Source organism: Mesorhizobium sp. M7A.F.Ca.US.010.02.1.1, assembly GCF_004023085.1.
Lineage (GTDB): Bacteria > Pseudomonadota > Alphaproteobacteria > Rhizobiales > Rhizobiaceae > Mesorhizobium.
On record NZ_RZRV01000005.1, the window covers coordinates 162,792 to 186,678 of the forward strand.

At 62.8% G+C, this 23,887-nt stretch carries 26 protein-coding genes, 1 tRNA gene and 1 pseudogene; 11 read left to right on the forward strand and 17 right to left on the reverse strand.

Annotation, left to right across the window (positions count from 1 at the left end):
* The 6 genes from EOA19_RS07385 to EOA19_RS07410 form a co-directional block, all read right to left on the reverse strand.
* Window positions 1-1,080, reverse strand: coding sequence for an amino acid ABC transporter permease (locus EOA19_RS07385; protein ID WP_128303175.1), 1,080 nt, complete (start codon window positions 1,078-1,080; stop codon window positions 1-3).
* 3 nt (window positions 1,081-1,083) lie between these two features.
* Window positions 1,084-2,247, reverse strand: coding sequence for an ABC transporter permease subunit (locus EOA19_RS07390; RefSeq protein ID WP_023810152.1), 1,164 nt, complete (start codon window positions 2,245-2,247; stop codon window positions 1,084-1,086).
* Window positions 2,248-2,329: 82 nt separating this feature from the next.
* Window positions 2,330-3,364, reverse strand: a complete 1,035-nt coding sequence (locus EOA19_RS07395) for an amino acid ABC transporter substrate-binding protein (RefSeq protein ID WP_023810153.1) — start codon at window positions 3,362-3,364, stop codon at window positions 2,330-2,332.
* Between the two features lie 86 nt (window positions 3,365-3,450).
* Window positions 3,451-4,401 (reverse strand): LysR substrate-binding domain-containing protein, encoded by a 951-nt coding sequence (locus tag EOA19_RS07400; protein ID WP_023810154.1) that lies wholly within the window; start codon window positions 4,399-4,401, stop codon window positions 3,451-3,453.
* Between the two features lie 95 nt (window positions 4,402-4,496).
* On the reverse strand, window positions 4,497-5,246 hold the full coding sequence (locus EOA19_RS07405) for an SDR family oxidoreductase (RefSeq protein ID WP_023810155.1): 750 nt from the start codon (window positions 5,244-5,246) through the stop codon (window positions 4,497-4,499).
* A gap of 11 nt (window positions 5,247-5,257) precedes the next feature.
* On the reverse strand, window positions 5,258-5,968 hold the full coding sequence (locus tag EOA19_RS07410; protein ID WP_023810156.1) for an SDR family oxidoreductase: 711 nt from the start codon (window positions 5,966-5,968) through the stop codon (window positions 5,258-5,260).
* Between EOA19_RS07410 and EOA19_RS07415 the strand changes: the two genes are divergently transcribed.
* A complete protein-coding gene (locus EOA19_RS07415; RefSeq protein ID WP_128303176.1) occupies window positions 5,952-6,215 on the forward strand; it encodes a hypothetical protein in 264 nt (87 codons plus the stop codon). The genes EOA19_RS07410 and EOA19_RS07415 overlap by 17 nt on opposite strands.
* A gap of 43 nt (window positions 6,216-6,258) precedes the next feature.
* Here the strand turns inward: EOA19_RS07415 and EOA19_RS07420 are convergent, their stop codons facing one another.
* From EOA19_RS07420 to EOA19_RS07440, 5 genes are read right to left on the reverse strand one after another with little or no spacing between them, the layout of a single operon-like run.
* Complete coding sequence (locus EOA19_RS07420) at window positions 6,259-7,047, reverse strand: FadR/GntR family transcriptional regulator (RefSeq protein WP_032908872.1); 789 nt, start codon at window positions 7,045-7,047, stop codon at window positions 6,259-6,261.
* Between the two features lie 50 nt (window positions 7,048-7,097).
* Window positions 7,098-7,445, reverse strand: a complete 348-nt coding sequence (locus EOA19_RS07425; RefSeq protein ID WP_128303254.1) for a RidA family protein — start codon at window positions 7,443-7,445, stop codon at window positions 7,098-7,100.
* 31 nt (window positions 7,446-7,476) lie between these two features.
* Entirely contained in the window at window positions 7,477-8,283 is an 807-nt protein-coding gene (locus EOA19_RS07430) for an SDR family oxidoreductase (RefSeq protein ID WP_128303177.1), read from the reverse strand.
* Window positions 8,276-9,088, reverse strand: a complete 813-nt coding sequence (locus EOA19_RS07435; protein WP_023810160.1) for a hypothetical protein — start codon at window positions 9,086-9,088, stop codon at window positions 8,276-8,278. The genes EOA19_RS07430 and EOA19_RS07435 overlap by 8 nt, the downstream gene beginning before the upstream one ends.
* A 5-nt stretch (window positions 9,089-9,093) precedes the next feature.
* On the reverse strand, window positions 9,094-9,984 hold the full coding sequence (locus EOA19_RS07440) for a 2-hydroxy-3-oxopropionate reductase (RefSeq protein ID WP_023810161.1): 891 nt from the start codon (window positions 9,982-9,984) through the stop codon (window positions 9,094-9,096).
* Between the two features lie 110 nt (window positions 9,985-10,094).
* Between EOA19_RS07440 and EOA19_RS07445 the strand changes: the two genes are divergently transcribed.
* Window positions 10,095-10,859 (forward strand): HpcH/HpaI aldolase/citrate lyase family protein, encoded by a 765-nt coding sequence (locus tag EOA19_RS07445; protein ID WP_128303178.1) that lies wholly within the window; start codon window positions 10,095-10,097, stop codon window positions 10,857-10,859.
* Window positions 10,860-10,874: 15 nt separating this feature from the next.
* Window positions 10,875-12,092, forward strand: coding sequence for an FAD-dependent oxidoreductase (locus tag EOA19_RS07450; protein WP_128303179.1), 1,218 nt, complete (start codon window positions 10,875-10,877; stop codon window positions 12,090-12,092).
* Here the strand turns inward: EOA19_RS07450 and EOA19_RS07455 are convergent.
* From EOA19_RS07455 to EOA19_RS07465, 3 genes and pseudogenes are all read right to left on the reverse strand, one after another.
* Window positions 12,089-12,855, reverse strand: a pseudogene (locus EOA19_RS07455) (IS5 family transposase). The gene EOA19_RS07450 and the pseudogene EOA19_RS07455 sit on opposite strands and share 4 nt — an antisense overlap.
* Window positions 12,856-13,049: 194 nt before the next feature.
* Window positions 13,050-13,892 (reverse strand): SDR family oxidoreductase, encoded by an 843-nt coding sequence (locus tag EOA19_RS07460; protein ID WP_128303180.1) that lies wholly within the window; start codon window positions 13,890-13,892, stop codon window positions 13,050-13,052.
* A gap of 105 nt (window positions 13,893-13,997) precedes the next feature.
* Window positions 13,998-14,381 carry a DUF1330 domain-containing protein gene (locus EOA19_RS07465; RefSeq protein WP_127290690.1) on the reverse strand — a complete coding sequence of 128 codons (384 nt, stop codon included), beginning with the start codon at window positions 14,379-14,381 and terminating at the stop codon, window positions 13,998-14,000.
* 148 nt (window positions 14,382-14,529) lie between these two features.
* Here EOA19_RS07465 and EOA19_RS07470 point away from each other — a divergent pair, with 148 nt between their 5' ends.
* Window positions 14,530-15,420, forward strand: a complete 891-nt coding sequence (locus tag EOA19_RS07470) for a LysR family transcriptional regulator (RefSeq protein ID WP_128303181.1) — start codon at window positions 14,530-14,532, stop codon at window positions 15,418-15,420.
* A gap of 611 nt (window positions 15,421-16,031) precedes the next feature.
* Here the strand turns inward: EOA19_RS07470 and EOA19_RS07480 are convergent.
* A tRNA-Ser gene (locus tag EOA19_RS07480) sits at window positions 16,032-16,121 on the reverse strand.
* 358 nt (window positions 16,122-16,479) lie between these two features.
* Here EOA19_RS07480 and EOA19_RS07485 point away from each other — a divergent pair.
* The 5 genes from EOA19_RS07485 to EOA19_RS07505 all read left to right on the forward strand — a co-directional run bounded on the left by EOA19_RS07485 (window position 16,480) and on the right by EOA19_RS07505 (window position 20,358).
* The gene (locus tag EOA19_RS07485; RefSeq protein ID WP_245486098.1) at window positions 16,480-17,184 is read left to right on the forward strand and encodes a DUF2569 domain-containing protein; all 705 of its coding nucleotides are present in this window, start codon (window positions 16,480-16,482) and stop codon (window positions 17,182-17,184) included.
* A 307-nt stretch (window positions 17,185-17,491) separates the two neighbouring features.
* Entirely contained in the window at window positions 17,492-17,815 is a 324-nt protein-coding gene (locus tag EOA19_RS07490) for a hypothetical protein (RefSeq protein ID WP_128303183.1), read from the forward strand.
* A 101-nt stretch (window positions 17,816-17,916) separates the two neighbouring features.
* A complete protein-coding gene (gene msrA / locus EOA19_RS07495) occupies window positions 17,917-18,582 on the forward strand; it encodes a peptide-methionine (S)-S-oxide reductase MsrA (protein WP_128303184.1) in 666 nt (221 codons plus the stop codon).
* A gap of 208 nt (window positions 18,583-18,790) precedes the next feature.
* On the forward strand, window positions 18,791-19,780 hold the full coding sequence (locus tag EOA19_RS07500; protein ID WP_128303185.1) for a BMP family ABC transporter substrate-binding protein: 990 nt from the start codon (window positions 18,791-18,793) through the stop codon (window positions 19,778-19,780).
* Between the two features lie 116 nt (window positions 19,781-19,896).
* Window positions 19,897-20,358, forward strand: a complete 462-nt coding sequence (locus EOA19_RS07505; protein ID WP_128303186.1) for a GNAT family N-acetyltransferase — start codon at window positions 19,897-19,899, stop codon at window positions 20,356-20,358.
* On the opposite strand, the gene EOA19_RS07510 is transcribed toward EOA19_RS07505, so the two are convergent.
* Both EOA19_RS07510 and EOA19_RS07515 read right to left on the reverse strand, forming a co-directional pair.
* Complete coding sequence (locus EOA19_RS07510; RefSeq protein ID WP_348629823.1) at window positions 20,353-20,769, reverse strand: hypothetical protein; 417 nt, start codon at window positions 20,767-20,769, stop codon at window positions 20,353-20,355. The two genes, EOA19_RS07505 and EOA19_RS07510, sit on opposite strands and share 6 nt — an antisense overlap.
* Before the next feature lie 13 nt (window positions 20,770-20,782).
* Complete coding sequence (locus tag EOA19_RS07515) at window positions 20,783-20,989, reverse strand: SlyX family protein (RefSeq protein ID WP_206517192.1); 207 nt, start codon at window positions 20,987-20,989, stop codon at window positions 20,783-20,785.
* A gap of 229 nt (window positions 20,990-21,218) precedes the next feature.
* Here EOA19_RS07515 and EOA19_RS07520 point away from each other — a divergent pair, with 229 nt between their 5' ends.
* A complete protein-coding gene (locus EOA19_RS07520) occupies window positions 21,219-22,751 on the forward strand; it encodes an ABC transporter ATP-binding protein (RefSeq protein ID WP_128303187.1) in 1,533 nt (510 codons plus the stop codon).
* On the forward strand, window positions 22,748-23,887 hold the full coding sequence (locus EOA19_RS07525; RefSeq protein WP_023812577.1) for an ABC transporter permease: 1,140 nt from the start codon (window positions 22,748-22,750) through the stop codon (window positions 23,885-23,887). Before EOA19_RS07520 ends, EOA19_RS07525 begins: the two co-directional genes overlap by 4 nt.

The following is a 23,887-nucleotide window of genomic DNA, read 5'->3' on the forward strand; positions in this document are numbered from 1 at the left end:
CTATCGTTCGCCGACCGACATACGGCGCTCGAGAAAAGCGCCATAGCGGGACAGGCTGAACACGAAGATGAAGTAGATGAAGGCGATGAAGGCATAGACCTCGACGTAGGCGAAGCGCCACTCGCCAGTGCCGTAGGCGGCATTGCCGGAGGCCAGGATCTCGAAGAAGCCGACGATGATCACCAGCGAGGTTTCCTTGAACGAGATCACGAACTGGTTGATCGTCGCCGGCAGCGCATTGCGCATGGCCTGCGGTAGAAGAATGCGGCCGACGCGCTGCCAATAGCGCATGCCAAGCGCCATGGCTGCCTCTTCTTGCCCACTGGGAACGCCCTGCATCCCACCTCTGACGATCTCCGCCTGGTAGGCGGAAAAAAACAGGGCCGAGCCCAGGATCACCCGGTACAGCTTGTCGCCCACCAGCCATTGCGGCAGTGCGAACGGCAGCACGATGGCGAAGGTGAACAGGATCGAGATCAGAGGCAATGAACGCACTCCGTCGATGATGAGGCCGGTGGTGCGGGAAATCCATGGCAGGCCGGAGCGGCGCAGCAGCGCCAGGCAGATTGCCAGCGGGAAGCCGATCAGGCAGGTGGTCACGAAGATGAACAGGGTCAGCGCCAGTCCGCCCCAGGCCTCCTCGCCGACATAGGGCAGACCAAGCACGCCGCCCTTCATCAGCACGTAGAAAAGCGCCGTTCCGGCTCCCCATACGAGTGCGATGCGGCGACCCGTCCAGAAGGCCGGAATGCAACTTAGCACCGTCATGACCACGACGGTCAGGCAAGCCAGGGCCGACCGCCACTGCTCGTCATAGGGATAGAGGCCGAACAGGATGATGCGCCATCGCGCGGCAATGACCGACCAGCAGGCTCCCGCCGCCGCCTGACAGGCTTCGGGTCCGCCGCTCGTCGTGAAGACGGCCGAGAAAACCGCCCAATTCAGGAGCTTCCAGACCAGGAAGACCATGATCGCCAGGGAAGCCAGCGACAGCAATGCCTGCAGGGGTGTCGCAAAGAAGCGCCGCCTCAGATCCTCGATCTTTCCAAGGGCAGGAGGGGCGACAACGACCATTTCCATCCCTCACCCCCTCAACTGGTTGCCCTTGAGGGCGATTGCTTTGTTGATGCGGTTGAAGATGGCGGCGAGGCTGAGGTTGATGGCGAGGAAGCCAGCCATCAGGATGCCGATCGCTTCGATTGTCTGGCCGGAATGGTTGATCGTCAGCGCCACGATCATGAAGAAATCCGTGAAGCCCACCGCGATGCCCATTGTGGTCGCCTTCATCAGCCAGACATACTGGTTGGCGAGGATTGGCAGCATGGCGCGTAGTGCCAGCGGCAGCCGCACCAGCATGAAGACCCGCCACGGGCCGAGGCCCAGGGAAAGAGCCGCCTCGACCTGGCCCTTGCCGACAGCCTTGAACCCGCCGCGCACGATCTCGGCGATGTAGGAGCCGCCATAGATGGCGATCGCGATGGCCAGTGTCGCAAATTCCGGCGGAATGCGCAGGCCGCCTCTCAGATTGAGACCTTGCAGCGCCGGGAAATCGAGCAGCGGCAAGTCGGCCAGGCGGCCGGCCACCAGAACGACGGCCGCGCAGGCAAGTGCCGCCGCCGCGCAGGCAAGCTGGATGCCGCCACGCTGGCCGACCGGCAGGCTGAGGCGCGATGTCCTGCCCAGCCAGATCGGCAGCGCGATGGCGGCAATCACAGCCAATGTCGCCGCAGCGAGCGCGGCGCTGCTGACATTGGGGAACGGAATGTAAAGCCCCCGGCTGGTGAGGAGAAAGCCCCATCCCTCATGCGCGGCGCGCGGCGTCGGCAGATGGGTGATGACGGCATACCAGAAAAAAACCTGGAGGATCAGCGGGATGTTTCGGAAGATGTCCACATAGGTGCGGCCGAGCAGCCGGGCCAATTCGTTCGAGGATGTCCGCGCCAGGCCGACGATCGTTCCCACGATCGTCGCCAGCGTCAGGCCGACGGTTCCCAGAAACAGCGTATTGATGATCCCGATGAGGAAGTACCACCAATAAGGATCGTTCGCCGTGGCGGGCAGCAGCGAGAAGTTCAGGTCCCAGCCCGTCGACTTGAACAGGAAGTCGAATCCGGAGGTGATCCCCTGCGCCGCCAGGTTCTGTCTGGCGATCGCAATGCCGGCAAGCACCATCGCGGCGATCGAGCCGACATACAGGACCTGCAACAGTGCGTTGCGGACTTTTTGATTTCTCAGCAGGCTGACCATTCAGAAATCCTTCCCGAATTGCCGCGCGGTCCCGCCCGGTGGGAGCCGGGCGGGACCTGGAGTGGGATGCGTTCAGAACGGATCAATCGACAACCAGCGGGAACAGGACACCGCCATTGTTCCACAAATTGGTCAGTTCGCGATCCATCTTGTAGGGCGAGTCCTTGCCGAGATCGCGATCGAAGATTTCGCCGTAGTTGCCGACGTTCTTGATCACCTTGTAGGCCCAGTCGTCGGAGAGCCCGAGACCTTTGCCCATGCCTGGCGTGACGCCGAGGAATTTGGCGACCTGCGGTGAGGTCGGCTTGGCCTTTATCTCGTCGACGTTCTTCGAGGTGATACCTTCCTGCTCGGCAAAGATCAGCGTGCTCAGCGTCCAGTTGGCGATGTCGACCCAGTTGTCGTCGCCTTGCCGCATGATCATGACTTCAGGCTCGACGGCGAGCACGTCGGGCAGGATGACGTGGTCGTCGACCTTGCTCTTGGCGATGCGCGCAATGGCCAGTGTCGGACCCCACTGCGCATAAAGATCGCAGCGTCCCGAGAAATAGGCCTGCTCGAGCTCCTCGGTCTTCTCGATGAGCACCGGTTCGAGCTTGATGCCGAGCTTGGCCGTATAGGCAGCGACCTGCTGTTCCTGCGAGGTGCCGGCGGGAATGCAGATCGTGCCGCCTGCGGCATCCTTGAGCGACTTGAGGTTCAGCTCCTTGTGCGCCATCACCTTGGTGGTCCCGAGATAGTAGGACATGGAGAACTGCAGCCCAAGTTCGGTGTCGCGGCTGAGCGTGCCGCCCGAGGCCTTGATGATGATGTCGACATCGCCGGACTGCAAGGCCGGCCAGCGCTGGGCCCAGCTGATCGGAACGACCTTCAGCTTCGCCGGGTCGCCGAACACGGCCGCGGCTACCGCCTTGCAGAGATCGATGTCCATGCCCTTCCAGTTGCCCTTGTCGTCCACCTCGGCGAAGCCGAGATAGGAGCCGTCATGGCCGGTGCAGTTCAGCATGCCGCGTGCCTTGACGGTTTCGAGCGTCTTGCCGCCGGCGGCTTCCGCCGGCGCCGCAAAATGTACGAGGCCAAGGGCCAGGGCCGAAGCCCCCCATTTCATCATTTTCATGTTCCGTCTCCACTGTTGAGGTTGTTTGGTTTCTTGTTGTTGGAGGCCCGAAAAGCGTCTTTCAGGCCTCGGTCTCGAAGCCGCTTCTAGTCGGAAAGCGGGGCCGGTTTCGGTAACGAGGAAATCGTGAGGTCGCCGCGCCAGTCCTGCTGAGCCAGCCATCGGTGAAGTGCGGCGACCGCCTTCACACGCAGATGTCCGCGCGGGACGACAAGATAGAAGCCCGGGACTTCCTCTGGCTTCATATCGGCAATGGCGTCGCGGCCGATCGGCGCGACCAGCGTGCCCGCTCGGAAATCTTCCTCGGCGTCGATGACGGAAACCAAGCCCACACCTATGCCTTGCAAGGTCGCCCGGCGCATGGTCGCGGCGTCGTCGAAGCTGATGCTGCGGTCGCCATCCGTCAGCTCCACGCCAAGGTGGCGCAATATGTCCGGCCACAGACGCTTCGACTTGACGGTGTCGAGCAACGTGAACTGTGTCAGATCATGCGCCGACTTGATCCTTTCGCCGATCGCCGGCGTGCAGCAGATGATCTTCGGGTCCGGCACCAGCAACGTGGTTTCATAGTCGGACCAGTTGCCGTAGCCCCACTGGACCGTCATATCGATATCGTCGCGCCCGAAATCGGGCAGGTCGACCATCGTCGTCAGGCGCAGATCCGCGCCCGGCAAGATTTCCCGGAACAACGAAAGCCGCGGCAGGAGATAGTGCGTGGCGAAGTATGGGCTTGCATTCAGGTTGATGCGGTCCCGATAGTTCGACTTGGTGACGCGGCGAACGCCTTCGGCAAACTCGTTGAAGCCGGCTTTGACATAGTGCGACAGAAGAATGGCCGACTCGGTCAGTTCGATCGACCGGCCCTTACGCTCGAACAGCGTTACCTGGAGCGTATCCTCCAGAAGCTTGATCTGCTGTCCGACGGCCTGCGGCGTGACCAGCAATTCATCCGCCGCCTGCCGAAAGCTCTTGTGCTGCGCGACCGCGTGGAACACGCGCAGAGCATTCAGCGAGGGAAGGCGCAGCTTGCCGGTCATCGAAAATCCCGTTCCTTTCCCTGCTTGTGGCCGGTCGGTCATGCACTGCCTCGGTCATGCACTGCCAGAGTTCAGTCGCCTGCGGCGAAAGAGGCTCAGGCGTATATGTAACCGCCTGAAACAATTACGTTTTCACCGGTCATGTAAGTGTTCTTGGGGCTGCCCGTCATCAGCACCCATTCGGCAATTTCCTTTGGCTCGGCACCGCGGCCGAGCGGGCTCGCCTTGGCCAGTTCCTCCAGGAAGCCGAGCGCTTTTGCCTTCTCCGTCGCCATGCCGGCCGGCGCCACCGAATTCACCAGAATGCCGTCCTTCGCCACGTGATGGGCAAAGGATCGGGTAAGGCTGACGACGGCGGCCTTGGTCGCCGCATAATGAGCGTTCTGCGGATGCGCCTTGAAGGCGTCGACCGAGGTCAGGTTCACGATCCGCCCGCGGACGTGGCTCTTCGGCTCCTGCGATTGCATGTGGCGAACCGCCGCCACCATCATGTGGTAGGTGCCCTTGATGTTGATGCCGTTGGAGGCATCCCAGTCGGCGTCGGTGATTTCGAGGAGCGGGCGGCGAGGGTAGATCGCGGCGCAATTGATCAGCGTGTCGACGCGCCCGAGTTTCGAAACGATCGCCTCGAATGCGGCGTGGCACTCTGGGCCTACCTGGATGTCGCAAAGGGCGGTCGCGGTAGGCAGTCCGCTGGCCTTCGCGGTCGCCAGCGCGGACTCGGCGGCTTCCTGGTTGATGTCGATGATGCCGATCTTTGCCGCTCCGGCCTCGACAGCCATCTCGGCTAAGAGGGCACCGAGGCCGGCACCACCGCCAACGATCAGAACGGAAAGATCTTTCATCCCAGTTTTCCTTACTTGGTACCGCTTGGCGAGGTTGGCCAAGTCGGCATGATGTCGAAACGGGTAACGTCGGCCCATGCGGGGAGCCCAAGCACAGCGACGACCATCCTGGCCACGTCATCCGGTTGCACCACTTTGCTGGCGTACATGGCTGCGCGCGCGTTGGCGTCGAGGATGTCCTGGTAGAGCTGCGTCTCGACACGGCCGGCAACGATCTCGGTGACGCGTACGCCTGATGGGGAGAGGTCGGCGCGCAGCGCTGCTGCAAAGCCTGATATCGCCGCCTTGGTCGCTGAATAGACGGCAACGTTGGAGTATGCCGCGTGGCCCGCTGTGGAGCCGGTGAACAATACATGCCCGGACTGCCGCTCGCGCATTTGCGGGACGACGAGGCGCGTGAGCAGGATTGCCGCGCTGAGGTTCACCTCGAGCGTGGTGTCGATGTCAGCGATCTTCATATCGGCGAAGTTGCCGAGCGGCGGCATGACCCCGGCATTGTTGATCAGCACGTCGATGGTGAGATCCGCCAGGGCCGCTTCCAGGGCCTCGCGGTCGGTGACGTCGACGGCAATCGGCACGATGCCGGACCGCTGTGCCTGCAGCTCCTTGAGCGCGGCCTGGCTGCGCCCGACCGCATAGACGTCGTAGCCGGCGTCGCTCAGCGCGATCGCTATGGCCCGCCCTATGCCGCTCGTCGCACCGGTGATGAAGGCTGTCGTCACGTGGACTTTCCTGATTGTCTGTTTTCAGTTTGCGGCCCGGGCCGATGCCGCGAAACCAAGAAAACCAGCAAAAAGGAAAGATAAACTTTCGAAAATTTCGAACGCCTCCAAAATCCCTTGGGGTGTTGGTTTAACCGCAGCAGCCGAAAACCCAGGGAAACGCTGGCAAGCTGGCGCCTTCAACCCTTGGGAAACCCGCGCAGCCGGTGACGGAACAAAAAACACGGCTTTCGCAACGGATGTCTAATTTTCGGCTCAGGCGCGCCGATGCGATCGAATTCGCCGAGGCCTCATCCGCCTGTCGAGACAGGCCTTTTCATGTCGGTGAAAAGTGAGGCCGCCGCCGCCTTCTGCTCGGCTTCGATTGCCTCCACGCCAGAGGCTCGGGCCAGGGCGCGCACCCGCCCGAGGCTGTTGTGCAGGTGCTTGCGCATGGCCTGGCGGGCGGCGCGGCCATCCTGCCTTTCGATGGCGTCGACGATCGTCTTATGTTCGCTGTGTATGCGCGCGTAGTAGCTGTCCTTGAGTTCGGGCGTGACCAGATAGCCGAGCTGGAAGCGCGGCACGATCATCGGCCCGAGATAGCCTAGGAAACCGTGGATGAATTCATTTCGTGCCGCCTTGGCGATCGCCAGGTGGAAATCATAGTCGTAGTGGATCTGGACGACGGCGGGATCGGCCTGCTGGGCGTCGACCTGTTCCATCAAGGTGCGGATCACGCTGGCTTCCGCATCGGTGCGCCGTTCCGCGCACAATCCCGCCGACTCCACCTCGACGCTCAACCTCAGCTCGAGCAGCGCAATGGTTTCCGGCAAGGTCCTGAGCGCTTCGTCCGGTATCGAGAAGTTGCGCGGCGCCGGCGTCTCGCTGACGAACATGCCGCGCCCCTGCTGCGGCACCACCAGGCCTTCGGAACGTAGTCGCGCCACAGCTTCCCGCACCACCGTGCGGCTGACATCGTACTCGGCGCAAAGCTCCGCCTCTGTCGGCAATTGCGCGCCGGGCAGCAGCTGTCCGGAACGGATCTTCTCGGACAGGCTCTCCGCCACGACGGTGGAAAGCGGCTTGCGCTTCGTCATCAGTCTCCCTCTCGCCAGATTCGGGATGATGCCCGAACCGGCAGGACCATTCAAACCGCCGCGGTGACGATCAGTTCGACCAGCATTCCGGGCTTCGCCATCCGTCCTTCGCCCGATGAGCGCGCCGGTGCGTGCTCCCCGGGCATCCAGGCGTCCCACACCGCGTTGACTTCGTCGAAATCCCTGATGTCGTCCAGCCACATCTGCACATGAAGGATGCGGGTCTTGTCCGTGTCCGCCTTGCCAAGCAGCGCATCGATCTTGCCGAGCACCTCGCGCATCTGGTCGGCCGCGGACTGGCCGGGCCTCGCGACCTGGCCGGTGAGGTAGAGCGTGCCGTTATGGATGACGCCGTGGTGGATGCGGGTATCGAAGTCGAAGCGCTGGATGTCGCTCACTGGCCGGATATTGCTCACTGGATTATCCTTGTCAGATAGCCGGCGTTTGCCGGATGGGATTTCCCTGCAGATATTGTGCGTAAGGCGCCTGAACCAGCCAGCCGGCGTCGACCGGCAAGGTGACGCCGGTAATCGAAGCGGCGCGCTCCGAGCAGAGGAACAATGCCGCCTCGGCGACATCGCGCGGCTCGACGAAGCGTCGCAGTGCCGTGGTGGCCTGTATGGCTTCGGGGTTGCGTTCACCCTTGGCGATCTTGGTCTTCAAACCATCGGAAAGTGTATAGCCGGGCGCGACCGCATTGACGCGAACGCCATGCGGGCCGAGTTCGGCGGCGAGGATCTGGGTCAGGGCCAGGACCGCATGCTTTCCCGGCGTGTAGGCCGGCAGCGACAGCGGCGCGAAAGAGGCGAGCGAGCCGACATTCAGGATCGCGCCTCGCCGGGCGGCCGACATCAGCCGGCCAAACACCTGGCACCCCAACAGCGTGCCGCGATAATTCACCCGCCACATCTTCTCGTCCTCGTCCAGATCCTGATCAAGGACGTACTTGCCGCTCTGCAAGATGCCGGCGCAGTTGACGACGACGTGAGGCGTGCCGAACCCGTCGCTGACAATCCGTGCCAGAGCCTCGACTGAGCCGCTATCTGCGACATCTGTCTGGACAAATAGCGCACGCGGCGCGCCTGCCGCCTGGCAGGAGCCGGCCGCCTCATTGCCCCTCGTCGCATCCCGGCCGGAGACGACCACATGATAACCGTCTTCGGCGAAGCGCTGCGCGATAGCGCGTCCGATGCCGGACGTGCCGCCGATGACGACGGCAGTCGGTGTCTCAGCCATGGCCACGGTCCTTGCCTTCGATGTCGAAGAATTCGGACATCGCCCGGACCTGGAAATCCATCATCGGGCGTCCCGGTTGAACGCGGCAGCCGACCCCCTTGGCCGCCCGCAGCAGAGCGGTTTCCGCAGGCTCCATGATGATGTCCACGACCGTCATATCCGGGGTCAGCCGGCTGACGTCAAGCGGCAGCGGATCGCCGGCATGCATGCCGACAGGTGTGGCGTTGATCGCCATATGCATGCCGGAAGGCTCGGCCCCTCCGACCTGGATGCGGCATTTCGGGAACGCGCGGCCAACCAGCGCCGCCAGTTTCTCGGCACGCGCCGTATCGATGTCGGTAAGGCGGATTTCGTCGGCGCCGGCTTCCGCGAGACAATAGGCGAGCGAGGCACCGGCGCCGCCGGCACCGACTTGAAGAATGCGGCGGCCGGCGATCTGATGTCCGTTTGCCTTTAGCGCATCGATGAAGCCGACGCCGTCGAAATTGTCGGCATACCAGCTGCCATCCGGCAGCCGTCGCACCGAGTTGGCGCTTTCCACCCGCGCGGCGCGGTCATGCGCGGCGGAGCATTTGTGGTAGACGGCAACCTTGTACGGCACCGAAATGATCACGCCCCTGATATTCTCGGCTGCCGTGATGCCGGCCCAGAAGGTCTCGAAATCCTCCGGGCGGCAGCTCAAGGGCACCATGAGGCTGTCGAGGCCCTTCTGCTCGAAGATCTCGTTGAATATGCCGGGGCTCTTGGCATGGGCCACGGGATGGGCCAGCATCACGAAGATCTCGGCCTTGCCGGTTCCGCGCATCGGTTTTACTCCTTTTCTTTTGACAGTTCGTGGCCGCTCAGGATCTCCAGCGCCCGGACGAGAGACGAGTGATCGGCCTCGGCGCCGCCTGGATGGCCTGAACAGGCATTCATCAGTTGCTGCGCCATGGCGGTGTTCGGCAACGCCACGCCAAGGACGCGGGCACTGTCAAGCGCCAGGTTGAGATCCTTCTGGTGGAGCTTGATGCGGAAGCCTGGGGCGAAGGTCCGGTCGATCATGCGCTGGCCATGCACTTCCAGGACGCGTGAAGCGGCGAAGCCACCCATCAGGGCGCCGCGCACCTTCGTCGGGTCGCACCCGGCCTTGCTGGCGAAGACAAGCGCTTCGGCCACGGCCTCGATGTTGAGCGCGACGATGATCTGGTTGGCGATCTTGCAGGTCTGCCCGGCGCCATTCTGCTCGCCGATCGAAGTGACGTTCTTGCCGAGTGTCTCAAAGATCGGCAGCGCCCGCTCGAACTCGGCGGCCGGGCCGCCGACCATGATGGTGAGGCTTGCCGCCTTGGCGCCGACCTCGCCGCCCGAGACCGGGGCGTCGAGGTAGCCGGCTCCCTTCTCTCGCAGTTTCGCCGCGAACGCCGCCGTGGCGATGGGGCTGATCGAGCTCATGTCGACGACCAGCTTGCCGGCTGACAGTCCTTCCAGGACGCCGTCCTCGCCCAACAGGACGCGTTCGACGTCAGGCGTGTCGGGCAGCATGGTGATGATGATCTCGGACCGCCGTGCCACTTCGGCGGCGGACGCGACGACCGATGCGGTCAGGCCCTGCGGTAGAGGGGAGCGATTGAGAACGGTGACGATCTCATGCCCGGCATCGGCCAGGTGGCGCGCCATCGGTGCTCCCATGACGCCAAGCCCGATGAACCCGATCCTCATTCTCCAGCTCCCATTCGAAAGTCCGCACATCGCATCTTGCACCGTTTTGTAGCCATATGATATAGGACATCATACAAATTTCAATCCAGATGATTGGAGATGATCGCAAGATGCAAGAACGCCTCAACACGCTGAAAGCTGCCACAGCGGCTGGCCAGGCTCACATCGGCATCTGGTGCTCGCTGGCTTCGGCGCTCACCACGGAGATCGTCGCCGGCTCCGGAGCCGATTGGGTGCTGATCGACGGCGAGCACAGCCCCAACCATCTGCGCAGCATCATGGCGCAGCTTCAGGTGATGGGCGGCTTCGACAGCGAGGCTGTCGTCAGGCTGCCCTCCGACGATCCCAATCTGATCAAGCAGGCGCTGGATATCGGCGCACGCAGCCTGATGATCCCCAATGTACGGACCGCCGATCAGGCCCGCGCCATCGTCGCGGCCATGACCTATGCGCCCGGCGGATTTCGCGGCTTCTCGGTCGGTCACCGCGCCAACGCCTTCGGCCGCATCGCCGGCTACCACGCCAAGGCGCGTGAGCAGCAGCTTCTCGCCGTGCAGATTGAGGATGAATTGGGCGTGGCGAATGCCGCCGAGATCGCGGCGGTCGACGGCGTCGACGTTCTCTTCGTCGGTCCCGGCGATCTTTCCACCAATATGGGCGCGATGGGCAATCCCGGCGCGGCACATGTCCAGGAGGCAATCTCGTCCGTGCGTCAGGCCGCAACGGCGGCAGGCAAGGCAAGCGGCATCCTGGCGCCGGCGAGGGCCGATGCCGACCGCTACCTTGCCGAAGGCTTCACCATGGTTGCCGTCGGTTCGGACCTTGGCCTTCTTGCGCGGGGCTCGGATGCCCTGATCGCTTTGTTCAACCAGTAGCTTGGAGTCGGAGCCATGGCGATCCCGCCTTACAAAGCGCCATCGCGCAACGCCTACGACATCGTCATCGTCGGCGGAGCGGTTGTCGGCTCGTCCACGGCCTACTGGCTGAGCCAGGCGCTGGGCAGCGGTGCATCGATCCTCGTGGTCGAGCGCGATAGCAGTTACGAGTTTTCATCGACAGCGCTGTCCACCAGCGCGATCCGGCAGCAATATTCCAATCCGATCAATGTGAAGATCAGCCAGTTCGGCATTGAGGTCATCCGCACCTTCCATGAGCGCATGGCACCCTTCTACAAGGACGAGCCGGCGCCCGATCTCGGCTTTCGTGAGCACGGCTATCTCTACTGCTGCTCCCCGGACGGCGTCGAAGCGGCCCGCGAGCGCGTCGACCTGCAGCGAAGTCTCGGGGCTCACACTGTCTTCCTCAAGCCGGGCCCGCTGAAGGATCGCTTTCCCTGGCTCAACGTGGATGATCTCGGCGGCGGTTCCTGGGGGGCCCGGGAAGAGGGCTGGTTCGATTCCATGGGGCTGATGAACGGTTTCCGCCGAGCCGCCCGCGCCAGCGGTGTCGAGTATATCGACAATGCCGTGACGGAGCTTGGCATCGCCAACGGGCGGGTCGTCTCAGTGCGCCTCGCGACCGGCCAGACGATCGCCTGCGGAACATTGGTCAACGCCGCGGGTCCGCGCGCGCAACAGGTCGCAGCCATGGCCGGCCTGTCGATCCCGGTCGCGCCGTACAAGCGCTACAGCTTCGTCTTCGCCAGTGCCAATCCGATCCCTGGCCGGATGCCCAACGTCATCGACCTTTCCGGTACATTCGTGCGCCCGGAAGGCGAGCTTTTTCTCACCGGCAACACCCCGCAGGGCGACGGGCCGGCCGGCTACGACGACTTCGAAATGCAGTATGAAGAGTTCGACGAATATATCTGGCCGGCGCTCTGGCATCGCGTCCCGGCCTTCGATGCCCTCAAGGTCCAGACCAGTTGGACCGGCCACTACGAGTACAACATGCTCGACCACAACGGCATCGTCGGCTTCCACCCGCAGGTGACCAATTTCATGTTTGCCAACGGCTTCTCGGGGCACGGGCTGCAACAGTCGCCAGCCGTGGGCCGGGGAGTTTCAGAACTCATCGTTCACGGGGCTTTCCAGACGCTCGATCTGTCGCCGTTCTGTTACGAGCGCATAGAGCGCAACGAGCCGTTCCTCGAGGAAGCGGTGATCTAGGACGTAGACTCATTACCGCGTAGCCAGATGCGGATTGCGACGAGTTTGAGCGCGGTAAGATAGTTCTCAGCCAACTTGTCGTAGCGGGTTGCGATGCGGCGGAACTGCTTGGCTTTGTTGAAGAAGCGCTCAACCAAGTTGCGGCCTTATACAAGAAGGGGCTGAAGCAGATTGGGTCCTTGCGGTTGGCCTTGGGCGGGATGTTGGCCCATGCTTTTCGCTTGCTGACCGCATTACGCAAGGCGTTGGCATCATAGCCCTTGTCGGCGAGTAGCATGGCACCCTCCGGCAGATCCGTGATCAGGTCTGCTGCCGAGGCAATATCACTCATCTGACCTGCCGTGAGCATCAATTTGATCGGCATGCCTTTGGCGTCGACAAGAGCATGGATTTTGGTTGTCAGCCCGCCTCGGGAACGACCGAGACAATGATCTCGATCCCCCTTTTTTGCCGTCGCGCCCTGCTGGTGGACGCGAACAATAGAGGTGTCGATCATCTGCACCTTGCCGTCATGGACTTTGGTGATAGCGTCCATGAGGCGGTCCCACACGCCTGCTTTCCGCTATCGGACGAAGCGATTGTAACAGGTGGTGCGTGGACCATACCGCTCTGGTAGATCCCGCCAAGGCGCACCGGATCGCAGCACCCAGAAGATGCCGTTTAGCACGCACCGATCATCGACACGCGGCACCCCTCGTGGCCTTTTGGGCAAAAGTGGCTCGATCACGTGCCATTCGGAGTCGGTCAGGTCATATCGGCTCATGCAGAGTCTGGAATCAGATTCCGCTGCAATAGGAGAGCCGCCAGTCGACAATCGACCTCTTAGCGGACGTATTTGATCAATCCACAGGTGGCCGTTTTGGGGCTGCCGCAGCCACGAAGTCTTCACCTCGGAATTGCAGTGCCAGTGGTGTTCAGCCACCAGCACCGCAAGTACGGATGTTCCGCAGGGGTCGCTTAGTTATGGCCATTCTCGTCGATGGCGAGGGAACTCGAGAGCTCGCGATAGGCATCGATCTGCTGCTGCAGAATGGCAATCTTCTGCTCTGCCGTCGCAATGGCATCGGCACCGGCAAGGAAACGATGGGGCAGCACGTCCCCAGCCGCGAGCGTGATCAGTGCGTGCGCAAGCTTTGCGGGGTCACCCCCTTGCTTGCCGTTTTGAGAACGCCAGAAAGCGATCTGCGCCGTCCGCCGTTCGTTGTAGTCCTCGACGGAAGGCGCGGCATAGTTGGTCGACTCTTCCGTGAGAAGCTCGGTGCGGAAAAAGCCCGGGTTCACGATCATCGTCTCGATGCCGAACGGCACGACTTCGGTCTGCAGCGCCTCCATCCAGCCGTCGAGGCCGAACTTCGAGGCTGAATAGGCCGTGCAGAACTCGAAGCCCATTAGCCCGGCCGTCGAAGAGATCGAAATGACCCTGCCGGACCGCTGCTTGCGCATCGCTGGCAGAAAGGCCCGCGTCACGTTCATGGGACCGACGAGGCTGGTGCTGAGCTGCAGTTGCATCTGTTCGGCGGTCAGCTCTTCGAAATACCCGGCAAAGAAACTCGCCGCATTGTTGACCAGCACGTCGATGCGGCCAAACCGGTCAAGCGTTGCCTGGGCAGCGGCTTCGGCGTCGGCCGCGCTCGTCACGTCCAGCTTGACGATAAGGACGTTCTCGGACTTTCCGACGGCCCTTGCGACCTTTTCCGTGTTGCGGCCGGTTGCCACCACCTTGTGGCCCGCCGCCAATGCGGCCTTGGCGATATCCAGACCGAGGCCCCGGCCTGCGCCGGTAATGAACCAAACACTCATATTGCGCTCCTGTTCTCTAGGCCGCAGCTCGGCCTCGAATTCGGACGCGATGGCCAGCAGGGGCTGACGCCGCCCATGCCGGTATCCATCCGCCAGCGGACTGCGTCACTGCGGAAGGCCGGCGCCTTCGGTGATGATGCGAAATCCTTCGGTCGATTTGGTGAAAAACTGCCGGGCCGCCGTGTATTCCGGCGAGTTGTAGTAGCGCTGGGCGTCAGCAAGGCTCGGGAACTCGGCGATGGCTATCACCGATCTCGAGCTTCCTTCGATGGCAGTGACATTGGGGTTGTAGACGATCACCCGGCCGCCATACTTGGTGACGAGCGGCGAGGCGGCTTCGATGTACTGCTGAAACACCGCCTTATCCTTGATGTCATAGCTGCCGATCATGTAGGCGCGGGGGACGGCGCCCGTCGCTTCCTGAGCAAAGGCGGCAGGGCTCACGATCATGGTGAGGGCGGCGAGCGCGCCCACGATTACCTTCTTCATTTTGTTCTCCTTCGGTGGCCAGTTGGACGGTAGGCATTGCGCGGAGAGTTGCTCCGGACCGTCTGGCCTTGAGGTCAGGAAGTTAGCTCCTTTAGCGGCATGCAATTAGATGGTATAATCTGCATGGGCTTAGAAGTGGGGTTGATGAATGCGTCGCGACAGTCTGGATGACTTCCTGACCTTCATCGCCGTCGCCCGCGAGCGCAGCTTCACCAAGGCGGCCGCCAAGCTCGGGGTGTCGCAGTCGGCTCTGAGCTATTCGATCCGGACGCTGGAAGAGCGCCTCGGCGTTAGGCTGCTGACCCGCACGACCCGCAGCGTCTCGCTCACCGAAGCGGGGGATCGTCTGTTCCGAAGCATCGCTCCCAAGTTCGATGAGATCGCAAGCGAAATTGCCGCCCTCAGCGCCCTGCGCGACAAGCCGGCCGGCACAGTCCGGATCACCACCGTGGAGCATGCCGGCGAGACTATCATCTGGCCTGCCATGGTCGGGCTCATGCGCGACTATCCCGACATCAGGGTCGAGATCATCCATGACTACGGCTTGGCAGACATTGCGGCCGATCGCTTCGACGCGGGTGTGCGGCTTGGCGAACAGGTGGACAAGGACATGATCTCGGCGCGCATCGGACCAGACTTCCGCATGGCGGTTGTGGCAGCGCCTTCATACTTCGTAAGCCGCTCCCGTCCGGTCACGCCTGAAGACCTTGCCGATCACGCGTGCATACCCCTGCGACTGCCCACAGGCGGGCTCGCACCGTGGGAGTTTCGCCAGGAGGGGCGGGAGTTAAAGGTGCGCGTTCAAGGACACGCAGCGTTCAACACCCTCGCGATGATCCGTCAGGCCAGCCTTGAGGGATTCGGGCTCGCCTACCTGCCCGAGGACCTAGTGACCTCCCCCCTTGAAGAGGGTCGCCTGGTGCGTGTTCTTGAGGACTGGTGCCCACTCCGGCCGGGATATCACCTGTACTATCCAAGCCGGCGCCAACCCTCGCCGGCTTTCGCACTCGTGCTGGAAACGCTGCGCTACCGCGACTGAGTACGGTTGAAATAAGGATCGTCAGACCTTGGCGACCATGGCGCCTATCCAAGCAGCTCGGTACAGGAAGTCGGCGTCCGTTTCCCACCGATCCCGGTCTCCCCAATTTATGAGTTCACGGCCTAGGGCGAGATGATCGACCGTTTTGCTGCCATTCTCCGGTATTCGGCCCTGTTCAGAATATGACAGCACCGGGGCAACACTATCACACCTTCAGCACAAGCGCCCTGGTTGTCCTCCTGGCCTCGAGATCGCGATGAGCGTCGGCAGCCTGCGCCAGTAGGCGCCGACCGGCGGGCATGCATAGGCAATGCGGTCGCCGACTGAAAAGCCTGAAACCTCCGGGCCGACCGCTACGATGAGACCGGCGGCTTCAATGCCCGGAACGCCCGGCGGCTGCAGGAGGTCGAAATAGCCGGTCCCTGCAATAGACGTCGATGAAGTTGACCCCAATGAATGCGTGACGGATCTGGACCTCGCCACGCGATGGCGGCGCCAAGCCGATCTCCGCAAGCTGCAGAACCTCGGGTCCTCCGTGGCGCTCGACGAGGATTGCCTTGGTCCGTGTGCCCTGGGCGCCGGCTCCAGGCAACTCCGGCTGGGGTGCAAATTGGCGGAGAGAGCGGGATTCGAACCCGCGTTACGGTCTCCCGTAAACACACTTTCCAGGCGTGCGCCTTCAACCACTCGGCCACCTCTCCGTCCATGCATGTCGCGTCGGCCGGTTTCGCCGTGCGGGTTGGGGAGATGCACCTCCCTTGGGCTGAGGCGTGGAAATCCGCGCCGGCGCCGCCAACCAGCGAACGCCCTTCCCCGCACCTGAGCCGAAGCAACAGGCGCGGGGCTCATCTAGTCGATCCGGCGCCGAATGCCAAGCCATAACGGCAGTCTATTCGCTTTGCCGGCCACACAGTGTTTCACAAGGCGGCCGGCATGCCCGTTTTTACAGGCGCCGCCGCTGCAATGGTGTGCACAGGCAGGACCGCGGGGCCGGCCGCCCTTGACTTCCCCCGGAGTTGCCTGTCGGGTGCCGAGGCTTTGCGGGGGCATTGTGCGGACATGACATCAAGCAATGGACAGACGCCAGTCAGGCGGCCGGACAGCGGGCTGTCCTTCGTGCCGGTGGGCTGGCTTGTCTTCGTCATGGCGTGGTCGGTCTACGGCCTGATCTCCGTCTGGCCCGCGGTCGGCGCCACCGGCCTGCCAGACAGCGTGTTTTACCTTATCTATGGCGGGCTCGTCATCGATATCGTCACCATCCTGTGGGGGCTTTACCTGCTCGGCCTCGCCTTCGGCCGCTCGGCCCGCTTCCCGCGACGGTTCATCATCTGGCAGGTCGCCACAATCGTCTGGCTGGTGACCTGGCAGGCCTGTGCACTGACGATTTCGGATTTCGTCTTTTCGGGCCAGGCGCTTGCCATCATGGCTGCTCAAATCGCCATCGGCGTTCTCTGCATCTATCTGCTGCGCCGTGGATCCGAAGCCGATGCCGTTTATGTCAATCCGGAAACCGAAAGCCCGCCTGTCTTCGTCTCGGTCGTCGCCGCGCTGCTCGGCATCGTCCTGGGGGCGGTCATCGGCGCCGTGGGCGGATTCGCCATCGGCTCGGTGATCGCTGATGCCACCGAGATGAGCTGTTTCGAGGGCGCCTGCGGCTATTTCGCCGTGTTCACCGGCCTGGCCGGCCTGGCGATCGGCGCCATAGGCGGCGGCGTTTTTGCCGTCTGGCGTGTCCATCGGCGCAAAAGGAAGCCGGCCGCATAGTTCGCGCAGGGCAACGAATCCGGGTTCACCCGGGCTTTAGAGACTTCGCCGGCACGTCGGTTTGCAAGGCACCAAACGCAAAAACCCGCCTGTGCGGCGGGTCGTCGGCGCAAGTCAGCACCATGCCGAAATTGTTAGCATAGCTGCCCTCATATGTCAATGAAAAGCCACCCGGCCGACTGTCGTCCGGCCTTCTGTTGACCTGAGTTTGGAGTCTGCAAATTCGCGTATGGCGATTGCGATCCAGCCATGCGCATTCTATCTCTGAAAGGCCCCTCGATAGGGACCAGCCCGGAGGAGGGTTCTGATGTTTCGCTTCGTCTTTCGTCTTGCCGCAATGATCGCGCTGTCGATTTCCGTCATCATGGCGGTGCTCGACGCGACACGCACCGTGGCGGCCTCCGTTCTGGTGCTGACCCCGCTCAACACCAGTTGGCTGGCGGTCTCCCCCGACACGCGGGCCGCCTTCGAAACCTTCATCCGAACCAAGGCCAGCCCGCTGCTGTGGGACGGCGCCATCGCCTGGGTGCTGAACCAGCCGGGCTTCGCCGTGTTCGCGGTGCTGGCTTTCCTGCTCTATGTGATAGGCTACAGGCGGCCACCGCGTGCTGGGCAGTTCGCCGCCACCTAGAGCATCGGACCCAAAAGCGGTTGCCGGTTTTGGAAAATCCGATGCTCAAACAAAGCCGCCGTCATGCGGCATCTTATGTTTCACCCGGAGAGGAGCCGCGCATGTTCTTTCTCAGCGACATGCTGAATAAGAAGCTCAATCTGCCGAAGCCCTCCGAGGCCCTGCCGGGCCGCGCCAGGGCGATCCCGACCGCATCCAGGCACAAGGTCTTGAAAAGATCGCTCAAGGGTCCTTATCCCGAGAGGCTGGAGACGGCGATGTTCGGACTGGGCTGCTTCTGGGGTGCGGAGCGGCTGTTCTGGCAGATCGAAGGCGTCTGGGTCACCGCGGCTGGCTATGCCGGCGGCTTCACCCCCAATCCGACCTATCAGGAGACCTGCACCGGGCTTACCGGTCATGCCGAAGTGGTGCTGGTGGTCCATGACCCCGAGATCGTCTCCTATGCTGGGCTTCTGAAGCTGTTCTGGGAAAGCCACGACCCCACGCAGGGCATGCGCCAGGGCAATGATGTCGGCACCGCCTATCGCTCCGCGATCTACACGAGCGACGAGGCGCAATTGTCGGCGGCGAGCGCCTCGCGCGATGCGTATGAGACCTCGCTGCGCGGTGCCGGCCACGGCAGGATCACCACCGAGATCGCGCCGGCGGCCGAATTCTACTTCGCAGAATCCGATCACCAGCAATATCTGGCGAAGAATCCTTACGGCACGTGCAACCTCAAAGGCACTGGCGTCGCTTGCGCCATCCCTGCCGCCGCCTCCGCCTGACACTTGGCGCAAGGACAAGCTGCGGTGCGGCTTGCCCGCACCAAGCTTTTCCAAAAGGTCAAAATTCCGCGTGAATTTTGTTTCGGGCCATGCCAGATTGCCGCCGAGCGGGAGGGAGTACACTCCTGGCTGACGTCGTATGCCTGCCGGAGAACCGGGCCGGCATGCGGCGCGTAACGGAAAAAATAACCGACAGGGTGTGGATCACATGAAACGTATCGTTCTCGGCCTCCTGGCCGCAACCGCAATGGTTCTTCCGGCTTTCGCCGCGGATGTCCAGCCGGCCATCCTCTATGATCTCGGCGGCAAGTTCGACAAATCCTTCAACGAGGCTGCCTACAACGGCGCCGAAAAATTCAAGACGGAAACCGGTACGGCCTACGTCGAATTCGAGGTCTCCAATGCCTCGCAGCGTGAGCAGGCGCTGCGCCGCTTCGCCGAGGACGGCCGCAACCCGATCGTCATGGCCGGCTTTGCCTGGACGGACGCGCTGGCCAAGGTCGCCGCCGAATATCCCGACCTGAACTTCGCCATCATCGACGACCAGGTCGATCTGCCGAACGTGCGGTCGCTGAAGTTCAAGGAACAGGAGGGCTCCTACCTCGTCGGCGTCCTGGCGGCCATGGCTTCGAAGTCGAAGAAGGTCTCCTTCGTCGGCGGCATGGATATCCCGCTGATCCGCAAGTTCGAATGCGGCTATGTCGGCGGCGCCAAGTCAGCGGGCGCGACCGACGTCATCCAGAACATGACGGGTGATACGCCGGCTGCCTGGAACGATCCGGCCAAGGGCGGCGAGATCGCCAAGACGCAGATCGACCAGGGCTCCGACGTGGTCTATGCCGCGGCAGGCGGCACCGGCGTCGGCGTGCTGCAGGCGGCGGCAGATGCCGGCAAGCTCGGCATCGGCGTCGATTCCAACCAGAACGGCCTGCAGCCGGGCAAGGTGCTGACCTCGATGCTGAAGCGCGTCGACGTCGCCGTCTACACCGCCTTCATGGACGGCAAGAACGGCACCTTCAAAGGCGGAGTCGAGAATCTGGGCCTCAAGGAAGGCGGCGTCGACTACGCCATGGACGACAACAACAAGGCGCTGGTGACGGAAGAGATGAAGGCGGCCGTCGAAAAAGCCAAGGCCGACATCATTGCCGGCAAGGTCGAAGTACACGACTATACGGCTGACAACGCTTGCCCCTATTGAGCGGCACGAACACACAGCCATGATCTGCAAACCGCCGGGCGCCAGCCCGGCGGTTTTGCCTTATACGGGTTCGAGCGAAACCTTCGCTCCGTGCCGGACACCGTTTGGGGATACGGATGCAGCCGACGATCGAACCCATGGGCGAGCACGACATAGCAGCTGTCGCGCAACTGCGCCTGGCTGCCTTTTTCGCGGGAACCGGAAGGACCCTCGGTGAAGATGCGGCAGGGCTTCGCGACTTGATCGCCGGTGACGGCTTCGAGGCGGCATTCGTGGCCCGGATCGGCGACACCCCGGTCGGGACATGCCTGCTGGTCCGCCACGAACTGGAGCCCGCACATGATCTGACGCCATGGCTGGCCGGGTTGGTTGTCGATGCAAGGTATCGACGCCGAGGCATCGCCACCGCGCTGGTCAAGGCAACGGAAGCCCATGCGGCGTCACGGGGCGTCGAGATGCTCCATCTCTACACGTGGGATGCGCGTGATTTCTACGCGGCTCTCGGCTGGAATACCGTTGAGATAAGCGGCTCGGACGGCGAGAAGATGGCGCTGATGTCGCGCCGGCCCCGCCTATAGCAGCTTCGCGACGACACAGCCCAGCGCGAACGCCACCATCAGCCCGGCGGCAACGAAAACTCCGCGCCGGCCGCCAAGCGCGTGCACGCCAATGCCGTATGGTGGCCGGGACAGGCTTCGGATCACCGTGCGCGGTTTGACCTCATTGCCGCCGAGCTCGACGCTGCGCATCTGAGGTAACTCGGCTAGGCGTTGGGTAACCAGTTCCCAATGCCTGCCAGGCAGCAGGCCGCGTTTTCCGTAACGGTCGAAGAAATACATCTGCTCGGCAAGTCGCACGACCGCGTCGCGGAAGGCGGGATCGACCTCCAGGTCACGTTCGGCCCGTTCGCGGTCTTTGTCGTTCATAAGACCGAGCACATATTCGCCGGCCCGCGCGATGCGATCGTTTTCACTGACCACGGCGTGCACCTTCCCTTTTTCCTCACCAGTGCGGCGGCTTGGTTACCGGCACTTCATCTCCTGTCTGCTCCTCCAGCGCCAGGAAGCGATCCGTCAGCGCGTCGAGCTTGCGCTGCATGCGCTCGATCACTTTCCACTGCTCGGCGATCTGGCCGGACAGTTCCTCGATGATCTTCTCCTGCTCGGCGGCGCGTATTTCCAGCGTCGTCAGCCGGTCAGCGGGCGTGATCATGTGAATTCCCCAGTCTCATCGCGATGTCGTTGACCGCGATGTCTTGCGCCGTAATGCGAATTCCGGCGCCGTCATACTAGCGAATGTGAAGGCCCCGGCCACGTTGCAAATTGACAAGCGCACCGGGATTTGTCGAGAGTGAACCGGCTCCGGCAATTGGCACGGGCGGAGCGTCATGCTAGGCGTTTTGACCAAGCGATAAAAAAATAAGAGTGGGACAGGCTGCATGGCGCAAGCCGCAATCGAGTTGATCGGCATCAACAAGAGTTTTGGTGCGGTGCGCGCCAACCGGGACATCAATCTTGAGATCGGTCGCGGCACGATCCACGGCATTGTCGGCGAGAACGGAGCTGGCAAGTCGACGCTGATGTCGATCCTCTACGGCTTCTACCAGGCCGACAGCGGCGAGATCCGCGTTGGCGGCCAGCCGGCCTCGATCAAAACCCCCAATGACGCCATCGCGCTCGGCATCGGCATGGTGCATCAGCACTTTATGCTGGTCGACAATTTCACGGTGCTGGAGAACGTCATCCTCGGCGCCGAAAGCGATGCGCTGCTGAAGAAGAGCATCGCCAAGGCGCGCTCCGAACTGGAGCGGCTGGAGCGTGAATACGGGCTGGAAGTCGATCCCGATGCAATCATCGAGGAACTGCCGGTCGGCCTGCAGCAGCGGGTGGAGATCCTGAAAGCACTCTATCGCGGCGCCGAGATCCTGATCCTCGACGAGCCTACGGGCGTGCTGACACCGGCCGAGGCCGACCATCTGTTCCGCATCCTCGGGCAGTTGAAAGACCAGGGCAAGACGGTGGTGCTGATCACCCACAAATTGCGCGAGATCATGGCCATCACCGACACCGTGTCGGTGATGCGCCAGGGCACGATGGTGGCGACGCGCGAGACCAGGAAGACCACGGTCGAGGAACTGGCCGAGCTGATGGTCGGGCGGCGCGTGCTCTTGCGGGTCGAGAAGGGCGAGGCCGAGGCCGGCGCCGTCAAGCTCGCGGTCAAGAACCTGACGGTGAAGGATACGCGCGGCGTCACCATGGTCGACGACATCTCCTTCGATATCAGGGCCGGCGAGATCGTCGGCATCGCCGGTGTTGCCGGCAACGGACAATCCGAACTGCTCGAGGCGATTTCCGGCATCAGGCGTGCCGTGTCCGGCTCGGTCATGCTCGACGGCAAGCCGATCGACCTGACCGGCGCCGCCGACCCCGGCGAACTGCGCGACCGTGGCCTCGCGCATGTGCCGGAGGACCGCCATCACGTCGGGCTGGTGCTGGCCTTCGAGGAGAACGAGAATTCGATCCTCGGCTATCACGATGATCCCCGTTATTTGAAGGGGCCGTTCCTCAACATCGATGCCATCCGCAACGATGCCAGGGACAAGATCGCCAAATACGACATCCGCCCGGCCGACTGCCGGCTGAAGACCGCCAATTTTTCCGGCGGCAACCAGCAGAAGATCGTGCTGGCGCGGGAGATGGAACAGGACCCTGGTGTTCTGATCGTTGGCCAGCCGACACGCGGCGTCGATGTCGGCGCCATCGAATTCATCCACAAGCGCCTGATCGCCATGCGCGACCAGGGCAAGGCGGTGCTGGTGGTGTCGGTCGAGCTTGACGAGATCCGTTCGCTGTCCGACCGTATCCTGGTGATGTTTGCCGGCCGCATCGTCGGCGAGCGCGGCCCCGAAGCGACCGAGGGCGAGCTCGGCCTGCTGATGGCCGGCATCGAGCACCAGGAGGCCGCCGAATGAGCGCGCCTTACGCCAAACTGCCGGCCTGGGCCGACTATGGCCTGATCCCGCTGATCAATCTGTTCGTCGCCTTCGTCGTCGCCGGCTTCGTCGTGCTTCTGGTCGGCGAGAATCCGTTGCGCGCAGCCGTCATCCTGGTCGAAGGCGCCTTCGGCAAAGGCACCGGCATCGCCTTCACCCTCTTTTATGCCACCACCTTCATCTTCACCGGGCTTTCGGTGGCGGTGGCCGCGCATTGCGGCCTGTTCAACATCGGCACCGAAGGGCAGGCCTACATCGCCGGCCTCGGCATCGCCATCGTCTGCCTGAGCTTCGACAGCACACTGCCATGGTGGCTGACCTTCCCGCTGGCGATCATTGCTGCGGCGGCGGTGGGCGCATTGTGGGCGCTCATCCCGGCCTATCTGCAGGCCAAGCGTGGCTCGCACATCGTCATCACCACCATCATGTTCAACTTCATCGCCGCCTCGATCATGGTTTACCTGCTGGTCGGCCCGTTGAAGCCAGCCGCCTCGCAAGCGCCGCAGACGCGCAACTTCCTCGCCGGCGCGGAATTGCCCAAGCTCAACTGGATCATCGAGCTGTTCGGCGCCAAGATCCGTTCGGCGCCGCTCAACGTCACCTTCCTGCTGGCCCTGGTCATGGCGTTCTTGGTCTGGCTGCTGATCTGGCGCACCAAGCTCGGCTATGAAATGCGCACCTACGGTCACAGCCCGAAAGCGGCACGCTATGCCGGCATTTCCGAAACCCGCATCATCATCACCGCCATGATGATCTCGGGCGGGCTGGCCGGCATGATGGCACTCAATCCGGTGATGGGCGATCAGCACAATGTCGCCATCGACTTCGTTTCCGGCGCCGGCTTCGTCGGCATCGCCGTGGCGCTGATGGGCCGCCTGCACCCTGTCGGCATCGTGCTGGCGGCGATCCTGTTCGGCATGCTCTACCAGGGCGGCGCCGAGCTCGCCTTCGAGATGCCGGCAATCAGCCGCGATATGATCGTCATCATTCAAGGCTTGGTGATCCTGTTTGCCGGTGCCCTCGAGCACATGTTCCGGCCCTACATCCAGGCGCTGTTCGCCTCGTTCAGTCCGCGATCGGTCGGTATGGAAGCGGTCAAGGGGAAAGGTGCCTGA